General features: G+C 44.9%; 19 protein-coding genes and 1 pseudogene. 9 read left to right on the forward strand and 11 right to left on the reverse strand.

Annotated features, from left to right (window positions below; genetic code table 11):
* The 3 genes and pseudogenes from L5M28_RS22905 to L5M28_RS22915 form a co-directional block, all read right to left on the reverse strand.
* Positions 1–180, reverse strand: a pseudogene (locus tag L5M28_RS22905) (transcriptional regulator); the annotation flags it as partial.
* Positions 181–555: 375 nt separating this feature from the next.
* A protein-coding gene (locus L5M28_RS22910) for an IS3 family transposase (RefSeq protein ID WP_263204477.1) occupies positions 556–1,739 on the reverse strand; the annotation gives its coding sequence in 2 pieces (ribosomal slippage) (positions 556–1,481 and positions 1,481–1,739; 1,185 coding nt in all).
* A gap of 89 nt (positions 1,740–1,828) precedes the next feature.
* Positions 1,829–2,032 (reverse strand): hypothetical protein, encoded by a 204-nt coding sequence (locus L5M28_RS22915; protein ID WP_263185371.1) that lies wholly within the window; start codon positions 2,030–2,032, stop codon positions 1,829–1,831.
* A 139-nt stretch (positions 2,033–2,171) separates the two neighbouring features.
* Between L5M28_RS22915 and L5M28_RS22920 the strand changes: the two genes are divergently transcribed.
* The 7 genes from L5M28_RS22920 (at position 2,172) to L5M28_RS22950 (ending at position 8,664) form a co-directional block, all read left to right on the forward strand.
* The gene (locus L5M28_RS22920) at positions 2,172–2,321 is read left to right on the forward strand and encodes a hypothetical protein (protein WP_263204479.1); all 150 of its coding nucleotides are present in this window, start codon (positions 2,172–2,174) and stop codon (positions 2,319–2,321) included.
* Positions 2,322–2,363: 42 nt separating this feature from the next.
* The gene (locus L5M28_RS22925; protein WP_263185370.1) at positions 2,364–2,819 is read left to right on the forward strand and encodes a hypothetical protein; all 456 of its coding nucleotides are present in this window, start codon (positions 2,364–2,366) and stop codon (positions 2,817–2,819) included.
* A gap of 25 nt (positions 2,820–2,844) precedes the next feature.
* Positions 2,845–2,979 (forward strand): hypothetical protein, encoded by a 135-nt coding sequence (locus L5M28_RS22930; RefSeq protein WP_263204480.1) that lies wholly within the window; start codon positions 2,845–2,847, stop codon positions 2,977–2,979.
* Between the two features lie 139 nt (positions 2,980–3,118).
* A complete protein-coding gene (locus L5M28_RS22935; protein WP_232015312.1) occupies positions 3,119–4,426 on the forward strand; it encodes a tyrosine-type recombinase/integrase in 1,308 nt (435 codons plus the stop codon).
* A complete protein-coding gene (locus L5M28_RS22940; RefSeq protein WP_069453494.1) occupies positions 4,419–6,161 on the forward strand; it encodes a hypothetical protein in 1,743 nt (580 codons plus the stop codon). The genes L5M28_RS22935 and L5M28_RS22940 overlap by 8 nt, the downstream gene beginning before the upstream one ends.
* Entirely contained in the window at positions 6,161–8,209 is a 2,049-nt protein-coding gene (locus L5M28_RS22945) for a hypothetical protein (RefSeq protein WP_069453493.1), read from the forward strand. Before L5M28_RS22940 ends, L5M28_RS22945 begins: the two co-directional genes overlap by 1 nt.
* Complete coding sequence (locus L5M28_RS22950) at positions 8,206–8,664, forward strand: hypothetical protein (protein WP_126491700.1); 459 nt, start codon at positions 8,206–8,208, stop codon at positions 8,662–8,664. The genes L5M28_RS22945 and L5M28_RS22950 overlap by 4 nt, the downstream gene beginning before the upstream one ends.
* A 222-nt stretch (positions 8,665–8,886) precedes the next feature.
* Here L5M28_RS22950 and L5M28_RS22955 read toward each other — a convergent pair whose 3' ends face one another.
* The 8 genes from L5M28_RS22955 to L5M28_RS22990 all read right to left on the reverse strand — a co-directional run bounded on the left by L5M28_RS22955 (position 8,887) and on the right by L5M28_RS22990 (position 17,551).
* Positions 8,887–9,219 (reverse strand): DUF6488 family protein, encoded by a 333-nt coding sequence (locus tag L5M28_RS22955; RefSeq protein ID WP_011787749.1) that lies wholly within the window; start codon positions 9,217–9,219, stop codon positions 8,887–8,889.
* A 25-nt stretch (positions 9,220–9,244) separates the two neighbouring features.
* Positions 9,245–9,775 carry a hypothetical protein gene (locus tag L5M28_RS22960; protein ID WP_011787748.1) on the reverse strand — a complete coding sequence of 177 codons (531 nt, stop codon included), beginning with the start codon at positions 9,773–9,775 and terminating at the stop codon, positions 9,245–9,247.
* 19 nt (positions 9,776–9,794) lie between these two features.
* On the reverse strand, positions 9,795–10,490 hold the full coding sequence (locus L5M28_RS22965; protein WP_011787747.1) for a HupE/UreJ family protein: 696 nt from the start codon (positions 10,488–10,490) through the stop codon (positions 9,795–9,797).
* Positions 10,480–13,623 carry an efflux RND transporter permease subunit gene (locus L5M28_RS22970; protein WP_254155559.1) on the reverse strand — a complete coding sequence of 1,048 codons (3,144 nt, stop codon included), beginning with the start codon at positions 13,621–13,623 and terminating at the stop codon, positions 10,480–10,482. Before L5M28_RS22970 ends, L5M28_RS22965 begins: the two co-directional genes overlap by 11 nt.
* Positions 13,624–13,634: 11 nt before the next feature.
* A complete protein-coding gene (locus L5M28_RS22975) occupies positions 13,635–14,879 on the reverse strand; it encodes an efflux RND transporter periplasmic adaptor subunit (RefSeq protein WP_254155560.1) in 1,245 nt (414 codons plus the stop codon).
* An 8-nt stretch (positions 14,880–14,887) separates the two neighbouring features.
* A complete protein-coding gene (locus tag L5M28_RS22980; RefSeq protein WP_254155561.1) occupies positions 14,888–16,171 on the reverse strand; it encodes a TolC family protein in 1,284 nt (427 codons plus the stop codon).
* Between the two features lie 13 nt (positions 16,172–16,184).
* On the reverse strand, positions 16,185–16,943 hold the full coding sequence (locus tag L5M28_RS22985) for a M56 family metallopeptidase (protein WP_263177138.1): 759 nt from the start codon (positions 16,941–16,943) through the stop codon (positions 16,185–16,187).
* Between the two features lie 230 nt (positions 16,944–17,173).
* Positions 17,174–17,551 carry a BlaI/MecI/CopY family transcriptional regulator gene (locus L5M28_RS22990; RefSeq protein WP_014609901.1) on the reverse strand — a complete coding sequence of 126 codons (378 nt, stop codon included), beginning with the start codon at positions 17,549–17,551 and terminating at the stop codon, positions 17,174–17,176.
* Positions 17,552–17,640: 89 nt separating this feature from the next.
* On the opposite strand from L5M28_RS22990, the gene L5M28_RS22995 reads away from it, so the two are divergent.
* Positions 17,641–18,000: a DUF3147 family protein gene (locus tag L5M28_RS22995; RefSeq protein WP_011787741.1), complete on the forward strand. Its 360-nt coding sequence runs from the start codon at positions 17,641–17,643 to the stop codon at positions 17,998–18,000.
* Between the two features lie 689 nt (positions 18,001–18,689).
* Positions 18,690–18,864, forward strand: a 175-nt coding sequence (locus L5M28_RS23000; RefSeq protein ID WP_263203831.1) for a transposase, incomplete at its 3' end; no start/stop codon positions are given.

An 18,864-nucleotide genomic window follows, 5' to 3' on the forward strand; every position in this document is an offset into this window, starting at 1 on the left:
GACTTGATTACGAGAGAGATTAAGACGTTCACCTAATTGCGCGCCCGACATCCCCAAGGCCTCACGGATACTGCGCACCCAACCATTTTTCGGCGGTTTAGGCACAGATAAACCGAGTAAAGCGCTGATTTTTGCTTTGACTTGCTTGAGTGCAACGGCATAGACACCGGATTTTTTCATAATTTTGTATCTCTAATTAAATACACTACAACGACAATAGTATCTAATTTTGCATACATTATAAAGATTACTGTATCTAATTTTTAATACACATCAAAAGAAAATGTATCGATTATAAAATACGCTACTTATTTGGCTATCTGTTTACTGGACAATGGTCGTGTCAAATTCATCTTGGAAGTGCAAACGTCTTCGGCAGCGATAGAATGGGAAGTGAACGGTTTAGGTTGATTTAGAATGGGGGGTGTTTTGGGAAGTACACAATCCAGACCTCTGCTCTGAATGATTTCTGTCCAGAAACGTGTTTGAATGGGGCCAATCAATCTGTGGATGCTCAAGACAACCAGTATGATACTTTATTACTCAGTGTAGTGGTCAACTAAATTTGGCCACAGCTTTAGAATCTTCCCAAAATCTTCGCTCTGATTCATTTGGGCTCAATCCTGCATTGTAATGATGTGGCCTGACTTCACAGTAATAACCAATGATGTAATCAGTCACATCTTGTTTAGCTTCGCTAAAACTCTTGTAGCCTTGGGTCGGGAGCCATTCCGTTTTTAAACTCCTGAAAAATCGCTCCATTGGCGCATTATCCCAGCAGTTACCGCGACGGCTCATGCTCTGGGTGATTTGATATTTCCACAGCCGTTGACGGTATTTCAGGCTGGTATAATGGCAGCCTTGATCGGAGTGGAATATCAGGTTTTTAGGCTTCCCTCGTGATTCAAATGCCATTTCTAACGCTTTTACCGTTAACTCAGTATCCGGTGAAAATGACATCGCCCAACCAATGGCCTTTCTCGAAAATAAATCCAGCACAACCGCTAAATAGCACCAACGATTACCCGCCCAAATATACGTCACATCGCCGCACCAAACGGTGTTAGGTTCGACAACTGCAAATTGCCGTTTAAGTGCATTAGGGATTGTCACATGCTCATTTTCAGCCTTTTTATAGCGGTGTCTAGGTTGTTGGCAACTCACTAATCCGAGCTTTTTCATTAACCGAGTCGCCCGATAACGACTTAACGTAAAGCCACGTTCAGAGGCGATTGTTGCGATACTTCTCGTCCCTGCAGATTGCTTGCTTTCAGCATGTATTGCTTTGATTTCACATTCTAAACGCCGCTGCTCAGGTGTCACCACAAGCTCACAGCTTGCCCAATAACGGTAGCTACTCCGGTTCACGTTGAATACGTGGCATAACACTGAAATAGGATATTTATTGCTCTGATTGAGTTTCTCGATTATCGAGAATTGTTCAGCGAGTCCGACATCAATAGAGCGGTAGCCTTTTTTAGGATTTCTTTCTCGAGATTAATTCGTTCAATTTCGCGTTTTAGCGCCCTGATTTCAATCTGCTCAGGTGTCATGGGGGAGGCTTTAGGTGCAAGCCCTTGGCGCTCAATCTGAAGCTGTGTTACCCACTTACTGACCGTCGATTTCCCCACGTTCATGGCTTTTGCCGCCGCTTCTTGTGTGTAACCTTGATCAACGACTAATTGAGCGGTTTCGAGCTTAATGGCTGCGCTATATCGAGCACGTTTACTTTTATTCATGTTGTCACCTAAATGGGTTATGAGAGGATCATAACATTTCTTATTAGGTGGCCAAATTCACTATGCCACTACAAAGTCGTTATTTAAGGTTAATAAATACTATTAGATATTTCCATTTCCCTAATGCTGTATGCATGGGCGATGTCAGCACGTTCGACGGCGTTTTTCGCATCAGCCTCCAGGCGCTCAACCATCACTTCCAAAGTTTCCATGTGCTTGGCACGGCGTAAGCGTAATACATAGGTTTTCACAGTGTCACTAGCACTATTGAAGTTGAACATCTCACGTAACATTGTTTCGTCCTGAGTAAAAGGTTTCCCAGATGTATTTCTGAGCAAGACATTAGCACCAAATGATAAGTCCCAACATAACCGATGCTAAAATAATTTAACTTAGACCATCATGCAAGCAACGGGGAGGACAAGCAAGAGCATGGATTGCCGCGGAGCTGCGGGCGGAACCCCTAAATACTGGGATATGAAACCCTACGATGAACCAATCACTCGTCGCATCATGAAAAGCGATAATAATTGTCAGGTATTTACAGAGATTAAAGCCGCGGAAGCGTTTGTTCATTCCTAATAGACGATGAACGCCGGTGACACATGCAAGGAATAAATTGAATTGAAGACAAATCTGAGAGAGTTAAATGCTATTCAACCCGCTCCGCTGAGTGACTTTGTATTGCGGAACCTATTCGACATTGAAATTGAAATGGGGTGGAAAATTGAAAAGCTCAATTGTGAGGTTACCCGCGAAACGGTCCCATACTCGCTAATAGTAGGCCATGATTTTACGATGGTTTCAGCTATTACTTGGGGAGAATTATTAGATGGCCATAGTAACTCAAGAATGTCGAATTACTTAAAGCGTCTCGAGGAATCACAGAAGTATTTTTGTGATGACAATTGGCCCAAAGATGCCGGAGTTTGGCTCGCAAAACTGGATGGAAAGTATTACTTGGCTGGCGGTAAACACCGCGTGACGATTAATTACTTTCTACGCCATTTCAACAGTGAGTTCTTCAGTGACTCAATCGTGCTCCCAAATGTTAAAGTCCTTCAATATAAGCTCTTGTAAGAACGATCAATAAAGGTTGAAGATTATGCAAATTGGCCAAAAATATTTAGCAGTTTCAGAAGCATATTCATTTGAGGATTTAGACGGTTCTCTAGTTGAATTTCCAGAGCGACGTCGTGAGTTTGAAGTATTACCTAAACCAGATGTGGGAGAGGAATAAAGTCTGATACTATGACGGGTTGATGTAGGAAAAGCATCTTACACACATAAATAAATCTGGAAAACAATTATTCACTGACTGTACTGTGTATGGTCAGTGGTTTTCTGGGGGATTTATGTATCTCATACAATCGAGCGACGTGTACAAGCAGACTGAGTCATCGGTCATTGATAGCAGCTATCAATGTAGCCCTGTAGCGGGAAATATTGGCTCACTACCGACGTTGTTTAATCAAGATGGTTCATTCAACCACGAAGCGAATAGCTACCTCTTTTACCAGAAAGCCATCAAGGCCGCGAAAGACCTTTCTCCATGCTCTCAAGCATTGATGGCGTACTACCAATTCCTTGAAGACAACAACCTCCGTTGGGATCACTTTCTGCCTGTTAAACGATTAAAGCCAACCTACCTCTTTCGTTCGCATTTGCTTAAACAAATCAAGAATGGGGACTTAGCGTACAGCACAGCAAGCGTGCGAATGAACCAGATTGTTAACTACTACAAATGGTTAATGCATGATGATTACTTGAAGATCAAAAACGAGAAAGAGGCTCCATTCAAAGTAGAGTTTGTCTCCATTCAAAGCACAGGGATGCTGGCACATATTTCACCAACATTTAGCATACAGACCAGTGATCTACGAATTAAAGTGCCGAGGGATAGTAGCAGTAAGAACATAAGGCCGCTCACACCCCTGAGTAATGATTCGCTGGACATATTGACCTCGTATCTGCCTCAAGCATCCATTGAACTACGCCTTCAAGTGCTGCTTTCTATTGATACCGGAATGCGGATCAACGAAATCGCCACACTCACCCTTGATGCATTAAAGACTGCCATACGACTTGCTGAAAGTGAGCACCGCTATGAACTGATAATTTCACCGCAATTGAATGGTGTTCAAACCAAATATGCCAAGCGAAGAACCATTGAAATATCAGCCGAACTATTAACTCAGTTAGATTATTACCGCACCTCCGAGCGGCGCTTACAGCGTGTGAAAAAGCTCAATAATAAACTGGATAATTTATTTGAATTGGCATTAGGGCTAAAGCAGGAAGCTGTTGATGCGCTGGAGCGCTGTGAGCGCCACGAACCTCTGTTTGTCAGTGAACAAGGTAATCCGGTAACCGCAAAATCAATCGAAGCAAGGTGGTCAGAGTTACGCAGCGTAATTAAAAAGTCACACCCTACCTTCATCCACCGTTTCCACGATTTTCGCTCAACCTATGGCACTTATCGCCTCAGCGACTTACTCGAAGCCGGACTCCTTGATCTTGAGTGTATGGAACTGTTGATGGCGTGGATGGGACATAAAAATGAATCGACCACCTGGAAGTATTTGCGCTTTCTAAGACGGAAAAAGGCTTTCAAGGTCAAGTTTGGCATCCTCGATAACATTATGCACAGCGCATTACATGACGAACATGGACGTGAAAATGAGTAAAGTGGAATATCTCAGCGGTTGGCAGCCAGAGTTGTGTATTCAATTAGACATATATGGCATTCAAAAAGCGGACTTTAACCGTTTTCTGGTCAAGCACTTTCCCTCTACGCAGTTATTGCAACAAGGCGGACAATTTGAAGATGCTGACCGAGAGAGCGTTATTCTTCAGTTAAAACAGAGTTTTGATAAAACTATTGAAGAAGGCGGCAGCCATCACTCCCTGTACAAGATCTTTTCTATCACATCCTTATATCTCAGGTGGTGCGATAAGCAGAGTGTCAACGCATTCACCAAATGCTCTGTTGAAGGCTATATGTCTCACCATAATGACCGAGTAATGTTGGGTTTGATGAAAAGCTCGACCTATGCGCAGATACGCGGACAAATGAGTATCCTGTTTATCAAATACCTTGACTTGTCGTTTCATTACTTTGATAACGTGGTGGTCAGAGGTTACAGCGATACAAAGCCCTACGAAGCTTACACCCGTAGCGATTTAAATCAACTGCTTCCGTTTTTCCGACAAGTCTTTAAGCAGACGCACAAGCAATTTATTGCATTCCCAGAAAAACATTTTGATGCCTACAAGAACGTGCACACCATGACCTTTCACTGGCAGGGTGAGCAATACCACTTGTGTGGCGGTGTAAGCAAGATGATGTGCGCAGGGACGTTCCTGCTAGCCTATTACACCCATAGCAATACCGGAAACTTGTTGCAACTCAGCCACCCTGACAATGCCTCAACGACACTGGGCGAGGCATGGTACACCATGCCTGCCTTTAAACGCCGCGCATTTAAAACGATTCAGGTGGAAATATGTGGTCATGAGTTGGATATACCCAAATACGCCTTGGACTTTTTCGATAAGTTACGTGAAGCATCTATGCTGATTGATACGGGTGATCATGCCACCCTGCTGCAAACGATCGTTACCAATAAGGTACAGCCAATCAATCCTTCTACACTCCGTGCCTTTGCTGACTGGATGGAAAAACACTTTTCATTTACTGATCAAACGAGTCGTCGATTGCGTCCGGTGATAAGCCGCTTTCGCGAAACCGGAGCCCAGTTAACCGCGTTCCATCAGGGCGACATGGCGAACGACATCATGCTGAACAACACGCCCAACACCCGCAAGAAGCATTACAGTGAAGGTAATAGAATAACCAATAATGGCATGCTACAAGATGTAATGGCGATAAGAGAAGAGCAGGTCAAAAGCAGGGTGACCACCCCACAAGCGAGGCAGAACCTGGCAATTGATGTTCTGGTTATTGAACAAGAAAACAGCATCAAACTGCCTAACCTCAGCCGAACATCAAGCGGGTCAAGCTGTAGCAATCCGTTCGGTGAAAAGTCAGAGAAATATACCAAACAAGCTCGACGTCACGGATTAGCCAAAGAGGGGGAGCGATTAGCCTGCGCCGATTTGTTAGCTTGCTTTGGTTGCCCCGATCAGGTGATTGTTCAGTCGGTGGCAGATATCTGGTGCCTGCTCTCGTTCAAAGCATGTATCGAAGAATCGCTGTATCTGCATCTTGATGCGAGTCATTACCGCAACAACTTCGAAGCGATTATTTCATTCATCGACCAGAAAATACTACCTAACCTCCATGCCAAGGTATTCAAACAAGCCGAGACACGCCTGGATGACGATGGTCTGCATCCTGCTTGGGGCGAAGCTGATTCCATCCTCAACCTCATCCCTCGCGCCGATATGGAGATGAAATAATGCAAACCGACCATCTGTATGAAGCCAACTTTCCAGCACAGCACAAAATCCACGATACTGATGTGGCTAGGCTGTATCAAGAGCAACGTTTTGACGAGCTGGATGCCGTCATCATTTGTAAAGACACAGCGGGTGCGGTCACGGCCACCTTTAGCGATTGCGATTGGGATTGCTTTCCGTTCTCACGAAAAAAAGCAAACAACAACATCCGATTCTCAGAGTTTGAACAGGCGTCAACGCTACAGCGGGAGCTAAAACTGCTCACCTTTGGTTGGCTGTTTAATAAAAGTCCGAAACAACGAAAAGCGGCCAGTTTCCCTAGCGTTCGTACCCGTGTAGCAAATCTAAAAATCGCCTACCGTTTCCTTGCTTTTAACAATCTCACCTCTCTTGCAGCACTATCAGCACCGAGCCACTGGCAGGCGTTTACCGCGTATCTTGTCGATAAGGAATACTCACAGAGCTCCATCGAACTGTGTTTTATTGCTATCAACAAAGCTATCGAATTCGCATCATGGCATCAATTAGCGCTAGGCTTTACTGCACCGTTTAAGGTATCAGTTGAGGCAAAAAAACTCTGTGACCGACAACAGCAACAAACGCTGGTGATCCCTGAACGCTTATGTGATGCGATTTACGGTAAAGCGATTGATTTTATCGAAGAAGCCCTTCCATTTAGGACGTTAATTGCCCAAACCGAAAATGCTCTACAAGATAATTACCTTGAAGGTAAATGTACCCTCGATGAAAAGGTTACCCAAGGAGCCATGTACACATTTTTGAAAACTGATGGCGGTATTGATTACCACAAATATGGATCGGCACTGCAAGAGAATCAGCCCCACTCCGTTCTCGACATCATTGCACCATTAGCCGAAAAACTGCCGAATGTTATGTTAAACAACGGAGCTGATTTCAAACGTTACCTTGGGCAACTGATTACCAGTAGCTATATCGTGTGTGGAGGATTCAGTGGCATGCGAGACTCCGAGCTAGACAAGCTCACTTCTGACAGTTATTACAAGGACACCTTTGAAGGACGTGACTACCACATGCTGCAATCGCACACCTTTAAACTGGGCGAAAAACGCGAAACCTGGGTCACCGCCGCATCTTCCAAAAACGCTATTGAACTGATCTCCACTCTCACCGAGCGCTGGCGCTCCGAAGCCGTTTATCCTGATCCCAAGTACACGGGGTCACTCTGGATAAATCACACCGCTCGCTCAAAGCCACCAGTGTTGATAACTAACTGGAATGCCCGCTTGCAACGCTTTTGCAAGCAATTAGACATGGTGGTCAGCGAGGATGATTATCAGGAATGCCTTGAGTCAAACCCGCGTTCATTGGACAAAATAAAAGCATCGGTGACTGTTGGCCAGCCTTGGCCTTTAACCTCACACCAGTTCAGGCGCACACTGGCGTTTTATTGTATTAAGAATCGTTTTGGCACCTTAGTCGCACTGAAGCAGCAGTTTAAACACCTGTATTTAGCCATGACTGAGTGGTACACCAATGGCGGAAAGCTGGCGAGCTATCGGGACTTAATGGTAGACGAAAAGGTAAAAAACCTGCTCAATGACATCAATGCAGAATCAACGGCGAACAAGATTTTTAAGCAGTGGCATTCGGACGAAAAGCTCGCGGGAACTCACGGTAAAGCAATCATGAAAATGCGCGGCGAAATACCGAGTATCTATAGCTCTTGGGAGGTTATCTATAGGGCGGTTAAGGAGGGCAAGCTAACACTGCACGGCTCATTGCACAGCTATTGTAAAAATGGCTACAACTGCGATATGAACGGTGTTGTGGCACCACAGTTCTGCATAGATTGCGGCTCTTCCAGTAGCATCATTGACGAGCAACAGGCTAAGTGGTGGCAGAAAAAGCACCGTAGTCTAGTTGCTTATATGGAATCTGGAGAAGAAATTTCGGTAAGTGAACATAGCCACTATGTCACTCAAGTAAGAGCCGCTGAGAAGGTCATGGCTGACTTTGATATGCCCTTTGTTCCTTTTGAACCTGATTTGAAGGTAGCTAACTTATGAACAAGAGCGAAAACACACTATTGGCATTAGAAGCGGCTCTAGAACGCATTAAACAGGGGATGCCTAAACGTATTCCCGCTCACCGTAAACTTAGTGTAAGAGCTGTCGAGGAAGAAGCGAATTTAGGTAATGGTAGCGGTTATTACTACCCTGATTTTGTCGAAAAGGTTAAACGGACCAAAATTGAATTTGCGGCAGGAAAAGGTGAAATAGTCCAACCAGAGATCCAAACTGTGCGCATCAAACTCAAAGAACAAAAGCGCATCAAGGATAATTTCAAGACCAAGTATGAAACGGAGCGAGAAAAATTAGCTCTGTTTGCGGCTGCACAACATCACCTAAACGATAAGCTTGTTCAAGCAATGGCTCGTATTGATGACCTTGAATATGAGAATGCAGAGCTTCGAGAGGAAATCGCTAAGATAAAAAGAAGCCAAGTAGTACCAATCAAGTAACACCTATCTAGCCCACTGGATGTTCTTCCAAAGTGGGCTAACCACTGCTCCTCACCAAACTCGTTTTGGGACATTTCCGCGTTAGAATTTTAACTCTAATTCCACAGATTCGAATTACCAAAAGTATGGCAATGCTCGATCTAACAATAAGTGAAAATATATATTCAAGAGGGATATCTATGGCACTGTCTAATGCGTACTAGACAGCATCATATCGGGATATTAGAACTTGTTTGTATCTTTAACTTCCAATAATTCACCGTTACTGGCGATTTTCAGAAAGACCTGTTTTTTAGTGGTGGGGTTAACAGCGCTTATTACATAAAAATTACCTTCAAAGGTCACAATGGATAATTGTGATTCAGGTACCTCTTTCCATGAGCCATCTAATTTACCTACCTCAAAACCAAAGTCTTTAAATGTCATTTGATTGAGTGACTTAGCGGCAACCTTTATTGCACCTTGCCCACTAATCACACCATGATCAGCATGGGCTAAAGCACTACCATTCATTAATAGGCCACATAGGGCGACAACTGTTATCAATTTTTTCATAGCATTCTCCAAATTATGTCAATTATTATTTAAGGCCAATGACGTCATACTGCCCTTTAACCAGTAGCTGTACGGCTATCGGTTTATCCGATTTATTTTTCCAATACCAACCATGGGAACCCGCGAAAGGTGCCGTAAAGCTCCCTTTCATTTCGTTTGATGTTGCTATGGTGTAACTCTCAAAATAACCTGTAGTATCTCCCTCTGGTTCACCATGGAGGTCAAAATACAAAGCGTCGCCATCAGTTAACCATTCATAGGTCATTTTGGCATACTGTGGCATAGCAAACTTATATTCGACGCCTCGACCAGCGGGAACAACCACTTCAATCGTTTGAAATTCTTGGCTGTTTTTCTCACCTAAGCCCTGCGTTGAAACCACACCTTCGGCTTCAGCGGCTTGTGCAAGTGTCGTTAATCCCAATTTTTGGCCTACGCCTGTCGGGTCAATGTTGTACTCGGCAGGAAGGATAAAAGTCACCAGAGCAACGGCCGCAATGACAGTTGCGGAAATACTGGCTTTGACTAAAGTGGTTGAACTCACAGTGTGTTGCATAATCTTCTCTTTTTATTAGTTAATTTACAAAATAACCAGTAAGCTGATAGCCCATCAGCATGATCCCGGCACTCATGAGTGCCGTGTTTGTGAGCGTTGAAAATCGCTGAAATGAAGGAAAGTGACGCCAAGCGTTAATCACTATCAAAATAAAGGCCAACGCAGCAAATTGCCCGATCTCCACCCCGATGTTAAATGCCAATAAATTGGTAAACAGGCCTTCCTGTGACAGTTCAAATTCCTGTAATTTGGTTGCCAGTCCAAAGCCATGGAACAAACCAAAGATCAACACCGCCATTTGGGTATTGGGTTGCCAATTAAAGCAGCGCTTAAATCCACCTAAGTTATCAAAACCTTTGTAGATCACTGATACGCCGATAATGGCATCGATCAAATACGCATTGACCTGAACATCAGTCATAACGCCAAGTAACAACGTTGTGCTGTGACCAATAGTAAACATGGTGACATACAACAACACATCTTTGCTGCGGTACAAAAAGAAGATCACCCCCACTAAAAATAGTAAGTGGTCGTATCCGGTGATCATATGCTTAGCCCCGATATACAAAAACGGAATAAATTGCACCCCTTGGTTTTGTTCTAAAAAGGCTCGGGTATTGTCATCGACCCCATGGGCCAATACATCGACACTGATAAAACCTAACAGTCCAATTAAGAGGAATAGGCTGATTTTTAATAGCTTATTTGGCATCAACTAACTCCATTGCTTCTACTTCAGTCAAAATAGACTCCTTTTCTTTGTGTAAAATTCGATATAGCGCGGGGATAAGAAATAGCGTTAATAGCGTAGAGGAGATAATGCCGCCAATCACTACGGTAGCCAGTGGCCGTTGCACTTCAGAACCAATACCGGTATTGAGGGCCATCGGAATAAAGCCAAGCGAGGCGACTAATGCGGTGGTTATGACCGGACGCAGCCTTGTAAGTGCCCCTTCAAAAATGGCGCTATCGAGTCCCATCCCTTCTTTACGCAATTGGCGGATAAAGGACACCATTACCAGACCGTTTAAAATCGCAATGCCCGATAATGCAATAAAGCCAACCGCGGCCGAAATTGAGAACGGAATATCGCGCAGCAACAGCGCCGCAATCCCACCAGTTAACGCCAGAGGCACACCAGTAAAGATAATCATTGCGTCTTTAAAGGAGTTAAGCGCCAACATCAGCAACCCGATAATCATCAACAAGGTAACAGGCACCACAATACTGAGGCGTTTTGAAGCCGATTGCAGTTTCTGATAGGTGCCACCGTACTCCAGCCAATAACCTGCGGGAATTGCTACTTTTTCACCAATAACAGTCTGAATATCGGCGACAAAGCTGCCTAAATCTCGTCCACGTACGTTAGCAGTAACGACCATTCGGCGTTTACCGTTTTCACGGTTTATTTGGTTAGCACCAGAAACCAGCTCTAAGGAGGCTAATTCTTGAAGTGGAATGCTTTGACCGCCAGGCAACGTAATTGGTAGATAACTGAGCGCATCGATGTTCTGCCTACGCGACTCATCAAGACGCACCACGATATCTGAACGCACATCCCCTTGGTAGAATTTACCCGCCACAGTCCCTCCCATCGCGGTTGCAACCTGAGATTGCACCTCCATGATACTGATACCATGCTGCATCAGCTTTTGACGATTAGGAATGATGTTCAGCATCGTTAGCCCCGTGCTCTGCTCAACCTGAATATCTGCAACGCCTTCGACTTGAGCGATAGCGGACTCAATTTCTGCACCCAGTGCTGTGAGCGTATCAAAATCATCACCAAACACTTTGATGGCAAGTTCTGCCCTTACCCCTGCCAGCAGTTCATTGAAACGCATCTGAATGGGTTGCAAGAATTCATAACGATTACCCGGAATGGGGGCGACTAGAGCAGCAAGTTCTTCGACGATTTGTGCTTTAGATTTGTTAGGATTGGGCCACTGCTCACGTGGTTTTAAGATAATGAAGTTATCCGCCACGCTGGGAGGAACCGCATCGGTAGCGACATCAGCCGTACCGATTTTGGCAAACACCCGCTCAACTTCTGGCATTTGTTTAATTTTATCTTCCAGTGTTTCCTGCAGGGCGATTGCCTGACTCAGCGAGGTTCCCGGAATTCGAAGGGCGTGCATAGCAATATCCCCTTCATCTAGATTAGGTGCGAATTCACTGCCTAATTTCGTCGCCTGATAACCAAAGATTGCCACTAACAGCGTGGCAGCGATGACAACCATCCAGCGCCCTTTAATAACCCAACTTAAGGCCGGGCGATATAAGAACACTGCGCCACGAATAAGTGGACTGTGTTTCTCTTTCACCGGTTTTTTAAACAGCAGTGCAACCATTGCAGGAACAAAGGTGACGGAAAGCAGCATTGCACTTAACAGTGCAATCACCACTGTAATGGCCATTGGATGGAACATTTTGCCTTCCACGCCTTCCAGCGCAAAAATCGGCAAATAGACCGCCGTTATGATAAAGACACCAAACAGTGCCGGGCGAATAACCTCGCGAGTGGCCTCAAAGACGAGTTCTAAACGTTCTTTTAATGGTAAGGGATCATCCCCCGCCTGACTTAAACGCCTCAGGCAATTTTCAACAATGATGATCGCGCCATCCACTAATAAACCAAAGTCCAGAGCCCCTAAGCTCATCAAGTTAGCACTAACACGAGTCTGCACCATGCCCGTAATGGTCATCAACATGGCAAAAGGGATGACTAATGCGGTTAAAAATGCCGCCCGAAAGTTTCCTAGCAAGACAAACAACACCACGATCACCAGAATTGCGCCTTCAAGTAGATTGGTTTGTACTGTCTGTAACGTTTTATCTACCAAGGTGGTGCGGTCATATACGGCAGTGGCCACAATCCCTTCTGGTAAAGTCGCATTGATTTCTGTGAGCTTTTCGCCCACGGCATGGGCTACGGTGCGGCTATTTTCACCAATTAACATAAACACGGTACTCATAACCACTTCACGGCCATTCTGCGTGGCGGCACCGTTTCGTAGACCTTGGCCATTTTCAATCTCTGCCACATCTTTGATGGTCAAGGCTGATCCATTGGCCGATTTCAGCGGGATATTGCCAATCGTGGCCATATCCTCTGCCTGACCGGGCATTCTCAGTAGCCACTGCGCGCCGTTTTGCTCAATAAAACCCGCACCTTGATTTTGATTATTTTTAGCAATGGCATCGACAACATCCGCTTGGGTTAAGCCAAAGGCCAAAAGTTTTTCTGGTTTGAAAGCCACTAAAATTTCACGTTCAAAACCACCAATAGGATTCACTTCAACAACGCCGGGCACTCGCATCAACTGCGGTCTAATCGTCCAATCGTGCACAGTGCGTAAATCCATTGGGGTGATCGGCGAACCATCGGCGTGGGTGGCATCAGGCAATGCATCCACCGTAAACATAAAGATTTCACCTAAGCCTGTCGCAATAGGCCCAAGCTGCGGCTCAAGTCCTACAGGCAATTCAGCACGGGCTGCGGATAATCGTTCGTTCACGAGCTGGCGGGCAAAATACACATCCGTGTCGTCACTGAATATGGCAACCACTTGAGACAAGCCATAGCGAGAAACGGAACGTGTGTAAGTTAGCCCAGGTAAACCTGCCAAAGCGGTTTCCAAGGGAAAGGTGACCCGTTGCTCAATCTCAAGCGGGGTATAACCTGGGGCTTCGGTGTTGATCATCACCTGCACATTGGTGATGTCCGGCACCGCATCAATCGGCAATTTAGTGAAGTTCCATATGCCTAATCCGGCTAAAGCTAATACCATCACCAGCACTAGGAATTTTCGCTTTATCGAAAAGCGTAAAATCGATTCCAACATGACTTACACTCCTAGTGATCGTGGGATGCGCCAGACTTTTCAATGTCGGCTTTTAAGATATAGCTATTTTCGGTGACGTATTCAGTGCCAGGTTTCAAACCGCCCAGTACCTCAACCCATTCACCGCCTTGACGGCCTAGCTCCAGCATACGCACTTCATATTGCTCACCGACTTTGGCAAACACTACGGTGAAATCACGAAACCCTTGCAATCCAATTCGTTTAATTGCCAAAGGCACCTCAATGGTGGCCACTTCAATCTTGGCGTGAACAAAACTGCCGGAGGTAAACGCTCCCTTTTCATTAGCAAGTTTTACCCACACGATACGGGCTTGATCATCACGCACTTGGGGCTCGATAAATGAAACAGTACCTTGATAAGTCTCATCCGAGCCCTCTATCTGCAAAGTGACGGCAGCACCGATGCTAACCTTTTGATAATCAATGGGGTATACCGCCAGTTTAGCGATATAATGACTGTTATCGGTGAGCGTCAGCAACGAACGGCCAAGGGTTTGCTCGCCACTGTTAGCGAACTGCTGCGTGACTAAGCCATCGGATGGCGCTTTGATTTGATATGGCTTCAAACTTTCGTTACTTTCTATGGTTAACAAGGGTTGGCCTTTTTTTACCCTGTCACCCAGTCCAACATACAACTGCGTAATTTCTCCTTCAAAGCGAGCGGCGATGGCACGCTGCGACTCTACCGGTAGCGCCAATGTGCCATAGGCAGGGATTGTTTGGTGCAAAGTGGCTGGACCTGCAATATCGGTTTGAATATCCATCGCGGTGGCGACGGCTTGCTCTATCGTGGTGCGACCTTCAAAGTTGTCATACTGCCAAAGGTACGTTTTACCTTGGTATTTAGCCTCAATCGTGACCACAAACGAATGGGGTTCATAGATCTCCATATCACCACGGAGGAAATCCCCTTGCGCGTTAAAGCGAATGTCATCCACGACATTGCCTAAGCGAGTCAATTTAACGCTCAAATCAACAGTTTTGGGATCTAGTGGTTTCCCTTCATAGGTCAACCACACTCGAAACTCTGGAGGGACACCCGTTTCAAAAATGGACAGCTCTAAAGCAAAATTCCCCTCACGCAGCATACGTCCACGATGCGGACCTTTTTCTGGCTCGGCCTGCTCAGCAACTGGGGCTGAGGAAGCCAATACAGGTGTTGGGATGACGGCGTTCATACCCATACTGAGCAGTATCGCCAAACTCAGTGACGAAAGGATGTGGTTATTTTTCATAAGTAATCTCACTGAGAAATGGACGTACCCGTCAGGCGTTGAATTTCGATGTGTTGTAAATGCAAGCTTTCAAAGGCATCCAGCAACTGATATTGAGCACTGAGTAATTCCCGATACACATCATTAAATTGGTTATAACTGAGTTGACCTTTATCAAAAGCATTACTTGCCTCTGACAGGGCTTTTTCGAGGGTGGGCACTATGCTGTTGCGCACTGTATCTATCACATGCGCAGAGTGTGCCATTTCCTGTAGTAGTACATAGAGTTGAGCATCTTGAGCTTGCATTAATGCGCTTTGTTCGTTGGCCAACACATCCTGCTGAGCGTGGAGGGCTGCGATTGTCCCTGCATTACGGTCACTTGCGCCCCAAGGGATAGAGACGCCTGCCACTAAACCAAAGTCATCGCTTGCCTCATAACGACGGACCCCAGCGGTAAATTGCCACTGGGGTTTGGCTTCAATTCGTGCCAGTTCCATTTGTGACTGAGCAATACGCTGAGCACTGGCAAACTGTTGAAAACGCGGATTCTGCTTTAGCAGGGTAAGCTGACTGTCAACCGACGGCACAGTTGGCATGTCCAGCAGATCACCGTTGAAATAATATGCTGCTTTGGGCTTACCCCAAAGAGAGGCTAGTTGATACTGGCTCGCTTTCAGCTCGTGTTCGATATCTTCGACCGCCAGTCCTCGGCGGATAAATTCAGCCTTTGCCAACTGCATTTCAACCGCCGAACTTTTACCTGCTTGCACCCGCTTGGCAATCGTACCAACAACGTTCTCAGCCTGAGCCTTTGCCATCACATTGAGCTTAAGGCGCTCCTGTTTAACCAGTATATCGATAAAGTGCTTAGCCACCTGAGAAGACAAATCGAGCGCCTTGATTTGCTTCTCTATGGCCAGTTTAGTGGTTTCTGTTTTTGCCGTGTTAACACGACTATCAATTAAATCCTGTTGCAGCAACCATGAGAAGGTGAGCGTAGATTGCATACTTTTCAATGCACTGTGTTCCCCTGTGCCTAACGCATCCTCAATCATCAGCCCAATTTCTGGGCGTTCACCGACACTCGCTTGCTGAATACGCCCCTCCCAGACTCGCTGCTGCGATACAAAAGCTTGTAAATCAGGATGATGAGTGAGAGTCATGGTAACCGCATCAGATAAACTGATTTTTTGCGGGCTTTCATCTGTCGCTGCGGATACCGACAGGATAATACTCATTCCTATCAATGCAGCAAAAAACCGATTACCTATCGGTTTTTTGGCTGTGCGTTTACAAAGAATAGCTTTCATTCCCAATCCTTACTTAATGGGTGAAAAAAGTTTCGATAATATGGTGGAGGCTATCCACCGTGGAGGCGGTTAATACTGGTGCTATGACTAACAACACAATAGCTAAACCGATTGCCAATCGAGAAGATGTACAAACAGGATAAATTAGGCGCTGCACTCGCACGCTGGTTTGATCATTGCCGAAATAGCTCGTTTGCAACCCATCACAACCTAGCGTTACGCTTCGTTGCATTCTGGCAACGTTAACCAGAGCCTGAGCAACGTCAAGATGGTCGTGTTCATTTGTCACTGCATGATCTGCCATCAGTTCAGTAAGCAAGGTAAATTGCTTGACCAAATGTTGTTTCATCCCGAGCGGAAAAAAGCCTGCAAAAGTCGCGAAGATCACTTTAAACAGAGGATCTCTGGCAGCGACATGCGCCATTTCATGCCGGATAATAATATCTAATTCCTGCTCATTAACCCGTTCTTGTAGTGCCGTAGTCAGATAGATTTTGGGAGAAATAAGCCCTGTGGTAAAAGCTGCAGGTATTGCCAAAGGTAATAAATAATAACGATGCTGAGAGTTGGCTTCTTGGGGGTAAACATCTGATAATCCAAGCAGAGACGCCATTGTTGATGATTGTTTTTTGCGAGAATAAACAGTCTTTATCATCGACCAAATCAAAAATCCCGAGGCCGAAAGCAAGGTAACTGCGTGCCAACTGTCGAAGCTAAAAATATCAATATGGTGCCAGTGAACAAATTCATTTAACCAAGCTGCAGAAAACAAATCTTGCTGCTTCGGCCAGAAAAAGACAACACAATTAATGGCTATCCACCAAGGCGCTGTGACTAACGACCATAGGATAACTTTACGTAACCTGAAAGTGAGATAATCTAATCTAGGCAGAGTGAATCGTAGAGCGATCGAGATGAACACAACACTGATAGCAAATGCCAGCACTGCAACACTCAGTAAATTCAGTGTAATCGCTAAATCGCCAACAAACATAAGCCTAATTATCCTTTCCGAAGTTGACGTTGTTCTTCAATTAAATGTTCCAAGATATCTAGCTGAGCATCATTCAGATTAGCGGATACTGAACTAAAGGCCGCGATCAGACTGTGCTCACCCTCTTCGATAAAGTCACTAGTAACATTGGTAATAAGTTTGGCGATCAAGGCTTCTCTGTCGACTTTTGCTCGATAAAAGTAGGCATGACCCTGCTTAGTTCGACTCAGTAATCCTTTTTTAAACAAGCGATCTAAGGTGCTCTGAATGGTATTGAGTGAACTCTCTCGAGACAACCCAAGCACCGCATGTACTTGCTTAGCATCCGCTTCAGACTCAGTCCAAAGATGTTGCAAAACCTGCTTTTCTAATTCACCTAACTGCATAACACTTTTCTCTTGCCATAATGACCGCTATAGTGGCAGAACAAAAACCGATAGGCAATCGGTTTTTAATAACTCATAGTGAGGGTGGAATGGGCTGGCTACTAACAAAGTATATGATCACCGCTGCAGTCGTTGTTGCAGCTTCTGAGCTTGCAAAGCGTAGTGATAAACTTGGAGCGCTGATCGTGGCATTGCCGCTGGTCACCATTTTAGCCATGGTTTGGTTATATGTTGAAAAACAGCCAATGGAAAAAATAGCGAACCATGCTTGGTACACGTTCTGGTATGTCATACCTACATTACCTATGTTCCTGATATTTCCATCACTGTTACAACGTTTGGGTTTCTGGCCATCGTTACTAGTGAGTGCCACGATAACCGTAATTTGCTTTTGGTTGTTTGCGTTATTCGTAAAAATATTTGGAATCGATCTAATTTCATGGCACTAGAAAAATGATGTGATTCAGTAATAGTGGGAACTTTATACATTACAAAAATTTGGTCAACCTGTGCACAGTTGGTATCAGGTCCTTTGCTACTCCTGAAAAGCTTTGGGGCAATTTCGATTTAGAAATGGCAGCGTAACTATGCGATCGCTGCCATTTTAGTATCAAACTTATTGCTCCCCCCACAGTTACAGCTGAACAATTCACAGATAGAGAGTCATTAAAGGCCGCTAAAAAATTTGCGCAAGATCTAGGGAAGGATTTAAGAAGATAGGTCGCTAGTAACGAATGCTGGATACTCAGCTAAGCAATTTTTCAATACCCATTTTGATTCACTGGTGGCTAGATTAGCAATACAACCAATACTATTTAGAGCAATTGTCAGTTTGCAAAGGCTTAATAGTCATTTGTAGTAAAGTTACATTTTTCACTTAAGTTATTTTGCGGCTGCTCCTATTTGTCAGACTATGGGTACATTTTATGTCGACGTATGGTTACATCATTTAGCTAAGTAATTGTTTCTGTATATGCTGCTATGTCATAGTTTGGTTTCAGCGACACCAAAGTTTCCATGTGCTTAGCACGGCGTAAGCGTAATACATAGGTTTTCACAGTGTCTGTAGTGGCACACTAATTTTGGCCACCTAAATAGAGGTGATATTATTACCTCGTAGATGACTTTAGGTGAACACATGAGATCGACAACCAGAAAAACATTTAGTGCTGAATTCAAACTTGAAGCAGCCCAATTAGTCCTCGATAAAAACCATAGCATCATCGAAGCTGCAAAGGCGATGAACGTAGGTAAGTCCACTATGGATAAATGGGTGAGACAGTTAAAACTAGAACGCCATGGTGGCACACCAA

It is taken from the genome of Shewanella sp. SW32 (assembly GCF_025653365.1).
In the GTDB taxonomy this organism is placed as follows: Bacteria; Pseudomonadota; Gammaproteobacteria; order Enterobacterales; family Shewanellaceae; genus Shewanella; species Shewanella oncorhynchi.

Excerpts from the sequence above, each read along its gene's own strand:
- L5M28_RS22915 (WP_263185371.1), bottom strand. The coding sequence starts at position 2,032 with ATGTTACGTGAGATGTTCAACTTCAATAGTGCTAGTGACACTGTGAAA.
- L5M28_RS22920 (WP_263204479.1), top strand. The coding sequence starts at position 2,172 with ATGGATTGCCGCGGAGCTGCGGGCGGAACCCCTAAATACTGGGATATG.
- L5M28_RS22930 (WP_263204480.1), top strand. The coding sequence starts at position 2,845 with ATGCAAATTGGCCAAAAATATTTAGCAGTTTCAGAAGCATATTCATTT.
- L5M28_RS22940 (WP_069453494.1), top strand. The coding sequence starts at position 4,419 with ATGAGTAAAGTGGAATATCTCAGCGGTTGGCAGCCAGAGTTGTGTATT.
- L5M28_RS22945 (WP_069453493.1), top strand. The coding sequence starts at position 6,161 with ATGCAAACCGACCATCTGTATGAAGCCAACTTTCCAGCACAGCACAAA.
- L5M28_RS22950 (WP_126491700.1), top strand. The coding sequence starts at position 8,206 with ATGAACAAGAGCGAAAACACACTATTGGCATTAGAAGCGGCTCTAGAA.
- L5M28_RS22955 (WP_011787749.1), bottom strand. The coding sequence starts at position 9,219 with ATGAAAAAATTGATAACAGTTGTCGCCCTATGTGGCCTATTAATGAAT.
- L5M28_RS22960 (WP_011787748.1), bottom strand. The coding sequence starts at position 9,775 with ATGCAACACACTGTGAGTTCAACCACTTTAGTCAAAGCCAGTATTTCC.
- L5M28_RS22965 (WP_011787747.1), bottom strand. The coding sequence starts at position 10,490 with ATGCCAAATAAGCTATTAAAAATCAGCCTATTCCTCTTAATTGGACTG.
- L5M28_RS22970 (WP_254155559.1), bottom strand. The coding sequence starts at position 13,623 with ATGTTGGAATCGATTTTACGCTTTTCGATAAAGCGAAAATTCCTAGTG.
- L5M28_RS22975 (WP_254155560.1), bottom strand. The coding sequence starts at position 14,879 with ATGAAAAATAACCACATCCTTTCGTCACTGAGTTTGGCGATACTGCTC.
- L5M28_RS22980 (WP_254155561.1), bottom strand. The coding sequence starts at position 16,171 with ATGAAAGCTATTCTTTGTAAACGCACAGCCAAAAAACCGATAGGTAAT.
- L5M28_RS22990 (WP_014609901.1), bottom strand. The coding sequence starts at position 17,551 with ATGCAGTTAGGTGAATTAGAAAAGCAGGTTTTGCAACATCTTTGGACT.
- L5M28_RS22995 (WP_011787741.1), top strand. The coding sequence starts at position 17,641 with ATGGGCTGGCTACTAACAAAGTATATGATCACCGCTGCAGTCGTTGTT.